Genomic DNA, 13,384 nt, shown 5'->3' with positions numbered 1-13,384 from the left:
GTCATTGTCCTGGAAGCGGCGCGATCGCCGTTGCCGGCGCGGCACTCGATTGATAGGCGGCCTCGACGAGCGCCATCGTCTGCCACGCGTCTTCCACCGAGCCGATCAGTTCATTGTCCTCTCCCGCCGCGAAGCGCTGCAGGTTCGCCATGCGGTTGACGAAGGCGTCGGGGAACCAGGCACCCGCAAGCGGCACGGCAACCCAGTCGCTGCCACCAGCCGGCTTGATCCAGAGTTCGTCCGGTTCGCCCTTGGGGTAGTCGAGATTGACGCCGAGCTTGACATAGGCAGCGCCGGAGGTGCCGGAGATGCGGAATTCGCAGGCTTGGAACTTGCGGCCGAAATCATGATCGTGATTGACCGAGAGTACGCAGCGTACGCGATCGCCGTAGTCGAGGATCGCCGCTGTGCGCGTCTGGGCGACATCATGGTTCGGATGACCGATGGTCTTGGCGTGTACGCCCTGGGGATTGCCGAGCAGGCCGCGGACGAGATCCAGATAGTGGATCGAGTGCATGGCAATCTCGATGCGCGGCAGACCTTTGAGGAACGGCCAAAGGCCCCAGGGGGTGGCGAGCGCCAGCCAGGCATCGAAATCCACGATCTCGCCGAGATGCCCTTTGGCGATGGCATCCTTGAGCGCCAGCATCATCGGCGCGAAGCGAAGCTGGAAGTTGACGGCAGCCTTCAGCTTGCGCGTCCGGCAGATCTCGAGAATGGCGGTTGCGGCTGCGAGATCCGAGCCCATCGGCTTCTGGATCAGCGCTGCCGCGCCGATCGGCAATCGGCCAAGGATGGCGGCATGGGCTGCCGGGGGCGTCGCGAGGTCAAAGATGGCACCGGGCACCAAGAACGCGGCAGCTTCGTCTTCGAAGGCGCGGATATCCCACTCCTTCGCCAGAGCGGCCGCCTTGGCGTGATCCGGATCGTAAATCCCGGCAACGGGGAAGCCGGCTTTGCGGTAGGCCGGCAGATGCGCGTCGCCGACGATGCTGCCGGCGCCGAAGATCACAATCGGTCGCGGCTTGCTCGGCTTCGGCCACCATTGACTGAGCGCGCCGGGATCGAAGCTTTCAGTCATGACGGGATGCCTTCCCGTCGTGATGAAACACCTCTTCCATCATCGCCCACCACTCGCCTTGCTGTCTCGTCTCAAGCGGTTTCTGGCACGGCATGCAGACGGACCACCATTCCTGGTTCTTCGGATGCGCGGCCATCTTGGCCATATCTGCCTCAAAGTCCGAGCCGACATATTCCCAATAGCCGAACAGCAGGTTTTCCGGCTCCTTGAGGAAGATCGAGTAGTTGGTGACGTTGCATTCGGAGATCAGTTCGAGGACCTCCGGCCAGACGGCGGCATGTAGAGCCTTGTATTCGGCGATCTTCGACGCTTCGAGGCCGATCACCATTCCCATTCGCTGCATGATGACCTCCCTACCCGCGGAACTCGCGGGTGAATTCACTGATCGAGCGGGCGCGCACGGCGTCCCAATCCCAGGCGATGCCGATGCCCGGCTCTGAAGGCGCGATGGCGCGGCCGTTGCGGATCTCCATGCCCTTGGTGGTCAGGTCATCGAGCTGAGGAATATATTCGACGTATTTACCGTTCGGTATGGCGCAGACGAGGCTCACATGCAGTTCCATCAGGAAATGCGGGCAGACCGGAATGTCGAAGGCTTCCGCCGCATGCGCGACCTTCAGCCAGGGCGTGATGCCGCCGATGCGGGCGACGTCGACCTGCACGATCGAACAGGCGCCCTTCTGCATATATTCGCGGAAATGGCGGATCGAATACATGGATTCGCCGACGGCGATCGGGGTCGGCGTCGATCGCGTCAGCCGGATATGGCCGTCGAGATCGTCGGCCGGCAACGGCTCCTCGATCCAGGCAAGGTCAAGCTCATTCAGCCGCGACGCGCGGCGGATCGCCTCGTCGACGGTGAAGCCCTGATTGCAGTCGGTCATGATCTCGAAGCCGTCGCCGAGCGCCTTGCGCATGGCGGCGAGCCGGTCGTAGTCCTCCGAGCCGTGCGGCTTGCCGATCTTCACCTTCGAGCCGGAAAAGCCCTTGGCCTTGGCAGCGAGCGCATCCTCGACCAGCGCCTCCTTCTCGATATGCAGCCAGCCGCCCTCGGTGGTGTAGAGCGGGCAATTGTCCTTGGCGCCGCCGGCGAGCTTCCAGAGCGGCAGCTTCTGCTTTTTTGCGCGCAAGTCCCAAAGTGCTGTGTCGACGGCAGCAAGCGCGAGCGCTGTGATGACACCGATGCTCGTCGCATGGGTCGCAAATTCCATCTTGTGCCAGATTGCCTCGATGCAATCGGCGTCCTCGCCAATCAGGATCGGCACGAGGTGATCGGAAAGAAGCCGCATCACCGACGATCCGCCGGTGCCGATCGTGTAACTGTAGCCCGTGCCCGTCGCTCCGTCGGAATCGGTGATGGTGACGATCGGCGTTTCCTGGCTGACAAAGCTCTGGATCGCATCGGTCCGCTTCACCTTCGGCGGCAGGTCGACCATGCGCAGGTCTATTTTCTCGATTCTTGCCATGTCAGCCTTCCAGAGCCTTGCCGGTATCGATGTCGAAGAGGTGGGCGCGCGACAGGTCGAAGCTCATGCGCACCTTTTCGCCCGAGGCGAGCGGGCGCGGATTGAGCATGCGCGAAACCCAGTCGCGGCCGTTGAATTGGATGAAGACGAGCGTCTCGTTGCCGAGCGGTTCGGTGATCGATACTGGCAGGTCGACCTCGTGCACGGCCGCCGGATCGCCGGCATGAAGACCGTGACCGCTCGGATAGATGTCGTCGGGCCTTAAGCCAAACGTCACCTTCTGGCCGGACCGCAGTGATTTTGCGAAGCGCGGGGGGATCGGCAGGCGCGCGCCGCTGACAAAGACCAGTGCGCCGTTGTCGACGATCGCCTCGTCCATGTTCATCGGTGGCGAGCCGATGAAACCGGCGACGAACTTGGTGGCCGGGCGCTGAAACACCTCTTCCGGAGTCCCCACCTGCTCGATGTAACCGTCGCGCATGATGACGATGCGATCGGACAGCGTCATCGCCTCGACCTGGTCGTGGGTGACGTAGATCATCGTCGCCTGCATGCGCGCGTGGAGCTTCTTGATCTCGGTGCGCACCTGCGTGCGCAGCTTCGCATCGAGGTTGGACAGTGGCTCGTCGAACAGGAAGACATCCGGCTGGCGCACGATGGCGCGGCCCATGGCGACGCGCTGGCGCTGGCCGCCGGAAAGCTGCGAGGGACGACGTTCCAGGAGATGGCCAAGATCGAGGATGGCGGCCGCCTCGTCGACACGCGCCTTGATCTCATCCGGCCTGCGCCCGGCGATCTTCAGCGAAAAGCCCATGTTCTCGGCAACGGTCATGTGCGGATAGAGCGCATAGGATTGGAACACCATGGAGATGTTGCGCGCCCGCGGCGGCATATCATTGACCTTGCGGCCGCCGATCTCGATCGCGCCGTCGCTGACGTCCTCGAGGCCGGCGATCATGCGCAGCGTCGTTGACTTGCCGCAGCCGGAGGGGCCGACAAGCGCGATGAACTCGCGATCCTTCACTTCGAGATCGATGCCGTGGACGACCTCAAGCGCGCCGTAGCGTTTGACCAATTTCCTGAGGGTGACAGGAGCCATGAACGATTATCCTTTCACCGCGCCGAAGGTGAGGCCTGAGACGAGGTGCTTCTGAATGATGAAGGTGAGGGTCAGCGCCGGGATGATCATCACGACGGCGAGCGCGCACATGCCGCGCCAGTCGATGGTGAATTCAGCGGTGTAGTCGAGAAGTCCAACCGGCAGCGTCTTGGAATTGACCGAGCGGGTGATCTGCGAGGCAAGCGCATATTCGTTCCAGGAGGTGAGAAACGCGAAGATGCCGGCGGACGCAATGCCGGGACCGGCGAGCGGAAACTCCACCTGCCAGAAGGCCTGCCAAGGAGTGCAGCCGTCGATCTGGGCGGCTTCCGCGAGATCCTTCGGCACCTGGCGAAAGAAGCCGTCAATCAACCAGATGGTGAAGGGCACGTTGAGCGCGACATAGGTGAGGATCAGCGAGAAATGCGTGTCGATGATGCCGGTGCGGGCGTAGAGCATGAAGAGCGGCAGCGACAGGGCGATCCCGGGCACGGCCCGCGTCAGCATGAAGCCGAGAAAGATCGCCGACTTCGCCTTGAAGCGATAGCGGGCAAAGGCGTAGCCACCGGCCATGCCGATCGCGAGCGCGATCACCGTCGATGTCACGGAGATGATCAGCGAGTTGCGGAAATAGTCCCAGACGGGAACGCCGCCCTGCCCCGCGCCCGAGAACATGGCGCGATAGGCATCGAGAGAAACGCTTTCCGGAATCCAGACCGGCGGTTTGGCCATGATCTCGACCGTCGGGCGCAGCGACGACAGCACGATCCAGAGGCCCGGCAGGCAGATGACGAGCATCGCCAGGAACAAGCCGATCAGATGCGCGACCTTCAAAAGGCGGCGGCGCAGTCGGTGCGAAGCGTTGATATCCATTACCACTCGGCTCCGATCTGCTGGCGCGCTGCGGCAAGCTTGCGGAAGAAATAGACGGTGAAGACGATCGACAAGAGGATGGCAACATAGGCCATGGCGTTGGCGAGCCCCATGCGGGCATCGGCATAGGCGGTGCGGCCGACGAGCGTCCAAAGTAGTTCGGTCCGCTTGGCAGGGCCGCCGTCCGTCATGATCTTGACGATGTCATAGGCCCGGGCGACGTCCAGCGAGCGGATGGTCATGGCGATGAAGGCGAACGGCATGAGATAGGGCCAGGTGACATAACGGAAGGTCTGCCACGGCGTGCAGCCGTCGACATGGGCGGCCTCGAGCGGATCCTTCGGCATGGCGAGCAGACCGGCGAGGATCAGGATGGCGAACACGGCGGTCGAGGACCAGACTTCGGCTATGATGATCGAAAGGAGCGCCAGATTACCGTCGATCAGCCACGGGATCGCCTGGTCGGTCAGCCCCAGCGACTGCAGCGCATTGTTGACGAAACCGATGTTGTCGTTGAACAGGAACTTGAACTGGAAGCCAACCAGCACCGGCGAGAACATCATCGGAAACATCATCGCGGTTCGCAGCAGTCGCTGGCCATGGGTCGCCTTGTTGACGAGCAGCGCCAGGCCGAGACCGAGCAGCATCTCCGCGTTCAGGGCCACCGTCAGCAACAGCACGGTGCGGCCGAAGGCGACCCAGAACTCGGCGTTGCCGAGAACGGTCGCGTAGTTGCGCAAACCGACGAAGATCCACAGCGTCTCCGGCTTGGTCAGGCGAAAGGGTGTGAAGCTCGAATAGAAGGAAAAGAGCAGCGGCAAAACGATCACTGCCGCGAGCACAACAAAAGCCGGAAGCAGAAGCAGGGCCGGTGCTGACAATTTCTTGAGCTTCATCGGGCAGTCCTGAGGATGGCATGAAATGGCTGAGGCGGCGCCGGCGCCGTTAAGGCATCGGCGCCGCCTCGTTGGTCAGGTTCAGAGCTTGCCCGCGTCTTCCAGAATGCCGGTCGCCTTCTCAGTGGCGGCATCGAGCGCTTCCTTCGACGTCTTGTCGCCGAGGATGGCGGCCTGCAGTTCCGGATAGACTGCGTTGGAGATTTCGATCCATTCAGCCGTCTTCGGCACCGGGAAGGCATGCTTGGCAGCTTCCTGGAAAGCCTGCAGCACTTCGGTCTTGTAGGCGTCGCCTGCGGCTGCCTTGATGTTGTATTCCCAGACGGCCGTGCGGGTCGGCAGCGGACCGGCAGCCGATTCCAGCTTTTGACTGTCCTCGTTGGTCAGCCACCAGACGAGCGAGGCGGCGGCCTCCTTGTTGGCGCAATCCTCGGTGACCGAGAAGCCGTGATGGCCCGACCAGCCGGTGCGCTTGCCGGAAGAACCGGCCGGCTGCACCTTCACGCCGACATTGCCGGCGACCTTGGACGACTTCGGATCGTTGAAGAAGCTCGCCCAACCAGGCCAGTCGAGGTTGAGAGCGATCGAGCCCGAGGCAAAACCCTGACCAAGGTCGTCCCAGAGATAGTTGGTCGTGCCAGGCGGTACCGCCTTGTCCTTGTAGAGCTTGACGAACCAGTCGAGCGCGCGCACGCCGGCTTCGGAATTGAAGGCCGGGTGACCATCCTTGTCGAGATATTCCCCACCTTCGGCGACCAGCATTTCATAGAAGCGACCGTTGATGGCCTCTTCCTTGCCGGCGAACTGCGTGCCGTAGAAATTCGGTGGCGCTGCGAAAAACTCGGCCTGGTCGCTAACCTGGGCCCAGGTGTCCGGCGGCGCGAGGTCGTAGCCATACTTTGCCTTGAAGGCGGTCTTCTTCGCTTCGTCCTGATAGAGGCTCTTCTGGTAGTAGAGTGCCGATACGTCGAACTGAGCGCGCGGCAGCATCACCAGCTTGCCGTCGAGTGTCGAGGCATCGATCAGTGCCGGCACGAACTTGGCGATCTCGTCCGGTGGCAAAAGCGCTAGCAGGTCGGTGTAGATGTCAGGATATTGCGGAGCGAAAGACGAATGGTTGGAACCGACGCACCAGCTGACGCCTCCGGTCGCGATATCCGACTTGATCTCCTTGTCGAGCTCGAAGTGGTTCTTCTTCGACAGGATGTTGACCTTGGCGCCGGTCGCCTTCTCCCACTCACCGATACGCTCGTAGAGCTTTTCGTATTGCTGTCCGCCGATCAGCTTGGCGTCGATTGTGACGCCTTCAAACTTGCCGGGCAGGTCAGCGGCCATAGCCGTCCCCAGTCCCGCGGCAAGCATGATCGCTCCGGCGGACACGCCGGATAGCAGCCTTCTCATCTCCACTCCTCCCTGGTTCACGCCCCTCATCTTGGCGCGATGTTCTCATTTGTGAGAAACTAATTCATATACAAACAACAAATTTATCCAGCGTCAAGGGCGAACTTTCCTTTGTCGGCGCCTTTCTCTGCGTATATGGATATGAATATTCACCAAGGAGGGATCTCATGGACACCGAAGAGTCTGACCGCTATCGCGCGCCCGCCCTCGACAAGGGGCTCGACATTCTCGAGCTGCTCGCCAGCGTCGACGGCGGCCTGACGCAGGCGGAGATTTCCAAGCGCCTGAACCGCAGCCCCAACGAGTTCTACCGGATGCTCGACCGGCTCGTGCGGCGCGGCTACGTCACCCGCATCGACGGCGATCGCTATTCCCTGACACTAAAGCTGTTCGGTCTTTCGCAACTGCATGCGCCGGTTCGCAGGCTCGCTTCCTACGCAACACCGTTGATGCGCGACCTGGCGCAGCGCTCCAAGCAGGCCAACCACCTCGCCGTCTTCGATCGCGGCTCGGCCGTGGTCATTGCCCAGCAGGAAGCGCCTGATTATTGGGGCATCTCGATCCGGGTCGGATCGCACATCAGCCTGTTCGACACCGGCTCCGGCCACATCCTTCTCGCCTTCCGCTCAGCCGAAGAGCGCGAAATGATGATCGCAGAACACGCCAAGAGCAAAGACGAAGTCCCGCGCGGACCGGAGTTCTACGCGCGGCTCGACCAGATCCGCGAACGCGGCTACGAGATGATGGCGAGCGCGCAGACCGCCGGCGTCTACAACCTTTCGGCACCGATCCTAGGCCCCGATGGCCGCGGCATCGCGGCACTCACCGTGCCCTATATCGCGCTGGTCAACGCGCCCTCGGCGCCGGATATTACCGAAACGATTGCCCTTTTGCTGAAGACCGCGGAGCAACTGTCGACGCTTGCTGGCTCGGACGTGGCGCCGGTAGCCGATTGACGGCAGCCGGCGACGGCCTTACTTCTTATTTGAACAGTCCATTCTTATGTGAGATGACGTTCGGAGGAGAAGCGCCTTGATCATCGACACCCATCTTCACCTCATCGACAGGTCGAAGCTCACCTATCCCTGGCTCTCGGGCGTGCCGGCGCTCGACCACGACTTTCTCTACGCGACCTACGCGCGCGAGGCCCGTCGGCTCGGCATCGAGGCCTGCCTGCACATGGAGGTCGATGTCGAGCCTTCGGAGATCGAGAAGGAAACGGCGGAGATCGAACGGCTGGCGCGCCAGCCGGAAAACCTGCTCAAGGGTGCCATCGCCGCCTGCCGACCCGAAGACGATGGCTTTGCCGCCTATCTCGAACGCCAGGAGGCAAACGATTTCGTCAGAGGTTTCCGCCGGGTGCTGCACGTCATGCCGGACGAGCTGTCCGAGGGGCCGACGTTCCGCGACAACATCCGCAGGCTCGACGGCCGCCGCTTCACCTTCGATCTCTGCGTCCTGCCGCACCAGATCCCGAGGGCCATCGCCCTTGCCGATCTTGCGCCCGATGTTCAGTTCATCCTCGACCATTGCGGCGTTCCCGATATTCGCGGCGGCGCCGAGCATCCCTGGCGCGAGCACATGAGCGAGATCGCGCGACGGCCGAACATCACGGCGAAGATCTCCGGCGTCGTCGCCTATGCCGACGAGGCCTGGCAGATGGAGACATTGCGCCCCTATGTCGAGCACACGATCGGTGTCTTCGGCTGGGACCGGGTGGTCTGGGGGAGCGACTGGCCGGTCTGCACCCTCGGCGGAAATCTGTCGACCTGGGTCGGCGCCACCCACGCTCTACTTGAGGGCTGCAGCGCGGACGAAAAGCGCAAGTTGCTCTCCGGCAATGCGCGGCGGATCTGGAAGCTCGCCTAGCGCATAGTTCACATGGATAGTATCCGGCCCGAGACGATCGCCGTCCAGTTCGAACGCGCGTTCGTTGGGTTTTCCTAGGCCGTCGACTGTATGCGCGCCGGCGGAGATCCGGATTTCATCGCGCTCGTCGTGTGCTCGGACGTGCAGGAAGTCGACCCCTGATCAACGATATGGTGGTCGCCGACAATGGCATCCGCAACATGCGGATGCACGTCATTCTAAGCCGACCCAAATGAGCTGCCGCCTAACCGCTCGAGGCGATGAAATGGAAATCCACGTCTTGCAGCGGGAAGCGAGAGCCTTCTGGACCTAAGCAAGCCAACCTTGCTGCAAAGTTGGGAAATATCAGCCGTTCGGCCCGTCTTTAAAGCGGACAGCGCGGAGTGGACGCGGTGGGGTTTCGAAAGCTCGCATTTGAGGTTTACTCGGCCCGGAATGGATCAGCTATCTCAAGCCCAAGAATAATAATGCTTCGACGATCGGAAGAGTAGACCGACTAAGCACGTTCCCGACGATACATTGTGCGATGCATGGAGCAGGACGCGAACATGCCTGGCCAATGGGTGCTGATAGTTCACAAGTTGCGGTTAGAAGTTGAGCGCGCTTTTGAGATCATGTAACCCGACCATAAGCATCATTGGGTCCGATGGCGAGGGCAGGAAGCCGACCGCCTCATAGAAGGCCCTCGCGTCCTCGGAAATTGCATGCACCAGCACGCCGCGGATACCCAGGATTTCTGCGGCATTGAGCAGGCGCAAACCTGCGTCGCGCACTAACGCTCTGCCGATACCGCGTCCCTGATAAGCCCCATCGATGGCGAGGCGGCCAAGCACGGCAACCGGAATTGGATCAGGCATGTTGCGCCGAAACCGACCAGGTGCTTCCGGCTGCTTCACTGCGCCGGAAGCGAGTGCATAATAGGCGATGACGCGATTTCCTTCGCACACGACGAATGTTCGCGATGCGCCGCCAATCTGATTGGTACGGGCGCGGCGACGCAGCCAGTCGTCTAGTTCAGGCACACCGGAATTAAAGTCTGCCAGTTCGTGCTGATCGGCCAGTGGTGTCGGTGCGTTAAGACTCACGCCTCATCCCACGGCGCTTTGGTCGACATGGTGCGTTTCAGACGCTCATTTGTTTGCGCGGGCGCATCGAGCCGGGCAAGGTACTCGGCATAGATTTCGGGGCTGACCGTGAATACGGAACGGTCTAGCAGCACTTCCTCGGCGCGGCGCTCGGAAGCCTCAAGCATGAAATCCGTGCGCGTCTTACCGAGCAGCTCGGCGGCGCGGTCGATCAAGTTGCGTGTCGCAGGCTTGATACGCATATTTAGCGGCACGCTTGCGTCCGGACTTTTACTCGTGTGCGAGGTGGCCATGGAAAACTCCTGTCTGCACTCATAAGATAGCGTAACGACATCATCTTTACAAGGCCCGTAAAGATGATGTCGTTACATATAGGCCGTGGGCTTCAGCAGCAATGAGGTTCATTGCACGCCTTGATGGGAGTAGAACCGTAGCTTCGCGATTTGCGGCAGCCAACTACGGATCCCTGCCATGGGCCGTGATAGCTGTCGGCGCCGTCGATGCGGTCGAAGCCGCGGGCGCCGAAGCAAGTGCCAAGGGCGAAAGCTTCGGCCTTGTCGGCGAAAGCGGCTCGGGAAATGCGCCGCTCACCCGCTCGATCCTGCATCTGGAAACCCGACCTCCGGCAGCATCGGCGTTCAGGGCTAGGTTCTCGGAAAACTGTCCGACGCCGAGCTGCCGCGCCAGTATCGATAGTGACGGTTTTCGCCCCCAAATCACCTCGTTTGGTGCCAACCACACAACCGACAGACGCCAAACGCTGCGAAGACGGGACGGTTTGCGACCCTGCCGTCTGAGAACGTTTCTCAGTCATACGCAAGTCCAGGCCCCGACCAAGGTTGGCTGGCTTACGACTTCGTCGCGTGATTGCGTAAACGTGGTCGAAACACCGACCCGTCCATCGATCCGCGACCGAGACAAGGTCTCAGGTCGCGCCCAATACCCGAGCCAGCTCAGTGAGCCGTTCCTTGCAGATTATCTCGACGAGGCGGTGGAGATGTTCCGTCCGGCCGAAGAGCCAGGCGAGTGCTTCTTCGGTGACCTCGAAGTGCTTGGGGTAGCGTGCACATAGGCTTCGTTGAGAATGTTGTACCAGGCGACTTAGCGATGTTGGTCACGCGGCCAGGCCTCGACAAGCCGCTGATCACGATCTTCGGCTAAGCCAAGCAGGAATTTGAGATTGTTCGAAGGTTTATGAGTAGGTCGCGCCCACAAGCGGCGCCGCAGATCTCGATATGAATTCCAGCCGCTATGCGCTGCCCTCCATTTCCCCGGATCGAAGACCCTGCCGCTAAGCTGCGCAGCAGTCGCCGGCTGCTCACGTGGGAGCAAAGCTCGCACCAAATAGGCGATTGAGATCGTCGACGACCTTTCGCGCCGCGTCCTTGCGCAGGAGCCCGTCATTGATCCGATCCGAAGCTGCCTGCTGGAAGGCCATGTAGCCATCGTGCCTTGGGCGAACCCAGGCGGTTTCCAGCGTCTTGCGCGTGGCGCGGTAGAAGTCCGACGTCGCGGCGTTGACGGCATCATCATCCCAGGCGGCCGCGTGGCCGGGCTGCCCGCCGCCGGCGGCATAGGGGCCGCGATGGACCTCGCCGCTCGCGATGAAATAGGCAAAATCCCTCGCGGCATCGATCGAGTGGGAGAAGGCCGAGACCGCGATCCCGGTTCCGCCGAGGGCGGAGCCGGCGGGGCCAGTATTTCCGGCCACCGGTATGTCGCCGAACTTCACAAGCGACGGCCGAAAACCCGGCATCGAATAGCTGACATAGCCGTAGATTAACGGCGCGCAGACAAACCCGGAGCCCGGATGGCTCATAGCCTCCAGCACGGCGATCGGATCCATCGAGAAACAGGCGGGATCGATCAGATCCGTCAATTCACGCAGGCGCTCGAAGGCGTCGGTGCCCGCATCAGGAGCGATGAGCTGCCCGATACCGTCGCTGCGGCACGGGTTCCCGAGATTGGCCGAGAGCGTATAGAAGCTCATCAGGGAATGCGGCGGGCGCATCGGCAACGCAACCTTTCCCTGACTCGCCAGAACCAGCATCTCAGACCAGGTCTCAACACGCTCCGCCCGATCTGGCCGCCAGGCCTGCACCTGCGTCGCCGCGTCGATCGGGAAGGCCCATTGCCGGCCCTGCCAGGTGTAACTCGGATAGGAGCGACCGACGCTAGCATCGGCCAGTGCCTTCCGTTCGGCCTCTCGTCCTTCGACATCGAGCGGCGCCAGACACTTCTCCTTGGTGATCTGGCCGACATGCGGATGGTCGATGACGATGAGGTCATAAGCTCGCGCCAGTTCCTCGACCGGATAGGTCTCGAAATCCTGCAGCGATCGCTTGTCCCATTCGACCGTGACGCCGGTGCGTTCCCGCCACAGCCGCGAACACGCGATCATCGGATCGTAGCCGCGCGGGTGGCTCCAGGTCATGCCCTTCAACGTGATGCTCACAGGCCGAACTCCTCTCGGATCGCGATGCTGTGTTCGCCGATGCGCGGAGCGGCGCGGTCAACCTGGGCGCGCTTGCCGTTGACGCGTAGCGGCGATCGCGTGGTCAGGATCGAGACATCGTCCTCGCGCACGACCGTCTGCAGCATGTCGAGCACCCGGAAACCTTCGCATTCGAGCAGTTCGTTCCAGTTGAGGACCCGCGCGCACCAGATGTCTGCGGGTTCAAGCAAGCCAAGCCAATGGTCGATGGTGTTTTCGGCTATCCGCCTGGCGATCAGCGCCTTGATCCTGTCGCGCTCGGAGAACCAGGAGGCCGGATCGTCGCGATAGAGGTCGAGTTCGGGCATTTCCAGGAGATCGGCGAGCTTCGGGATCGGCGTCATGGCGATGGCGAGATAGCCGTCTTTGGCCGGATAGACACCGTAAGGCGCCGACAGATAGGCATGGGCGCTGCGAAAGCCGGAGCGCGTTGGCAGCCGGCGGCCGTCATTCAAGTGCGTCGTCAGCACTTCGAACTGGAAGTCGACGAGTGCCTCGAGCAGGCTGGTTTCGATCAGGCTGCCCTTGCCGCTGATGCCGCGACGGACGAGCGCTGCAAGAATGCCTTGCGCTGCCGCGGCGCCGGCGAGCATGTCGCCGATCGCCAGGCCGAATGGAACCGGCCCTTGGCCCTCGTCACCGTTCAACCACATGACGCCCGAGCGCGATTGCGCGAGCAGATCCTGCCCCGGGCGCTTCACCCAGGGACCATCCTCGCCGTAGCCGCTGATCGAGGCATAGACGATCTTAGGGTTGATCGCCTTGACCGCCTCATAATCCAACCCGAGGCGCTGGATGACGCCGGGGCGGAAGTTCTGGATCAGCACATCGGCCTTGGTAAGCAGCGTCTTCAAGGCTGCAACGTCAGCCTCGTTCTTGAGGTCGATCGCAAGACTCTCCTTGGCGCGGTTGATGGCATGGAAGATCGTCGAGTCGCCGCCGATCTCTGTGTCGCTCAGATAGAGCCGGCGCGACAGGTCGCCGCCGTCGGGGCGCTCGATCTTGATCACGCGCGCGCCGAGATCCATGAGGCGCAGCGAACAATAGGGACCTGAGAGAAACTGGCTCATGTCGACGACGACAAGGCCTGAGAGCGGCAGTTCGTTTGTTTCGGTCATCG

Annotated in this window: 13 protein-coding genes and 1 pseudogene; 2 read left to right on the top strand and 12 right to left on the bottom strand. The window is 61.9% G+C overall.

The features are described 5' to 3' along the window. Position 1 precedes the first annotated feature (1 nt). The 7 genes from ACTJKE_RS22400 to ACTJKE_RS22370 form a co-directional block, all read right to left on the bottom strand. Positions 2-1,081, bottom strand: a complete 1,080-nt coding sequence (locus ACTJKE_RS22400) for a Gfo/Idh/MocA family protein (RefSeq protein WP_440692447.1) — start codon at positions 1,079-1,081, stop codon at positions 2-4. Then, a complete protein-coding gene (locus tag ACTJKE_RS22395; RefSeq protein WP_113513974.1) occupies positions 1,074-1,424 on the bottom strand; it encodes an L-rhamnose mutarotase in 351 nt (116 codons plus the stop codon). The genes ACTJKE_RS22400 and ACTJKE_RS22395 overlap by 8 nt, the downstream gene beginning before the upstream one ends. A 10-nt stretch (positions 1,425-1,434) precedes the next feature. Next, positions 1,435-2,547, bottom strand: a complete 1,113-nt coding sequence (locus tag ACTJKE_RS22390) for a mandelate racemase/muconate lactonizing enzyme family protein (RefSeq protein ID WP_440692445.1) — start codon at positions 2,545-2,547, stop codon at positions 1,435-1,437. Position 2,548: 1 nt separating this feature from the next. Further along, positions 2,549-3,646, bottom strand: coding sequence for an ABC transporter ATP-binding protein (locus ACTJKE_RS22385; RefSeq protein WP_440660954.1), 1,098 nt, complete (start codon positions 3,644-3,646; stop codon positions 2,549-2,551). 6 nt (positions 3,647-3,652) lie between these two features. Then, positions 3,653-4,519 carry a carbohydrate ABC transporter permease gene (locus ACTJKE_RS22380; RefSeq protein WP_057249363.1) on the bottom strand — a complete coding sequence of 289 codons (867 nt, stop codon included), beginning with the start codon at positions 4,517-4,519 and terminating at the stop codon, positions 3,653-3,655. Next, a complete protein-coding gene (locus tag ACTJKE_RS22375) occupies positions 4,519-5,415 on the bottom strand; it encodes a carbohydrate ABC transporter permease (RefSeq protein WP_440692443.1) in 897 nt (298 codons plus the stop codon). The genes ACTJKE_RS22380 and ACTJKE_RS22375 overlap by 1 nt, the downstream gene beginning before the upstream one ends. A gap of 81 nt (positions 5,416-5,496) precedes the next feature. Further along, positions 5,497-6,816, bottom strand: a complete 1,320-nt coding sequence (locus ACTJKE_RS22370; RefSeq protein ID WP_440692441.1) for an ABC transporter substrate-binding protein — start codon at positions 6,814-6,816, stop codon at positions 5,497-5,499. 167 nt (positions 6,817-6,983) lie between these two features. Between ACTJKE_RS22370 and ACTJKE_RS22365 the strand changes: the two genes are divergently transcribed. Next, complete coding sequence (locus tag ACTJKE_RS22365; protein ID WP_057249366.1) at positions 6,984-7,772, top strand: IclR family transcriptional regulator; 789 nt, start codon at positions 6,984-6,986, stop codon at positions 7,770-7,772. 76 nt (positions 7,773-7,848) lie between these two features. Beyond that, entirely contained in the window at positions 7,849-8,685 is an 837-nt protein-coding gene (locus ACTJKE_RS22360) for an amidohydrolase family protein (protein WP_113513980.1), read from the top strand. Positions 8,686-9,272: 587 nt separating this feature from the next. Here the strand turns inward: ACTJKE_RS22360 and ACTJKE_RS22355 are convergent. The 5 genes and pseudogenes from ACTJKE_RS22355 to ACTJKE_RS22335 all read right to left on the bottom strand — a co-directional run bounded on the left by ACTJKE_RS22355 (position 9,273) and on the right by ACTJKE_RS22335 (position 13,382). After that, entirely contained in the window at positions 9,273-9,770 is a 498-nt protein-coding gene (locus ACTJKE_RS22355) for a GNAT family N-acetyltransferase (protein ID WP_113513982.1), read from the bottom strand. Beyond that, positions 9,767-10,063, bottom strand: a complete 297-nt coding sequence (locus tag ACTJKE_RS22350; protein ID WP_440692439.1) for a DUF1778 domain-containing protein — start codon at positions 10,061-10,063, stop codon at positions 9,767-9,769. The genes ACTJKE_RS22355 and ACTJKE_RS22350 overlap by 4 nt, the downstream gene beginning before the upstream one ends. A gap of 632 nt (positions 10,064-10,695) precedes the next feature. After that, positions 10,696-10,961: pseudogene (locus ACTJKE_RS22345) on the bottom strand (nucleotidyltransferase); the annotation flags it as partial. Positions 10,962-11,088: 127 nt separating this feature from the next. Beyond that, entirely contained in the window at positions 11,089-12,225 is a 1,137-nt protein-coding gene (locus ACTJKE_RS22340; protein WP_440692437.1) for an extracellular solute-binding protein, read from the bottom strand. Then, complete coding sequence (locus ACTJKE_RS22335) at positions 12,222-13,382, bottom strand: CaiB/BaiF CoA transferase family protein (protein WP_440692435.1); 1,161 nt, start codon at positions 13,380-13,382, stop codon at positions 12,222-12,224. Before ACTJKE_RS22335 ends, ACTJKE_RS22340 begins: the two co-directional genes overlap by 4 nt. Positions 13,383-13,384: the final 2 nt, after the last annotated feature.

The sequence above is a fragment of the Ensifer sp. 22521 genome (assembly GCF_052044795.1).
Lineage (GTDB): Bacteria > Pseudomonadota > Alphaproteobacteria > Rhizobiales > Rhizobiaceae > Ensifer.
Note: the sequence above shows the minus strand (reverse complement) of the source record. Positions and strands in the feature narration are given on the sequence as shown.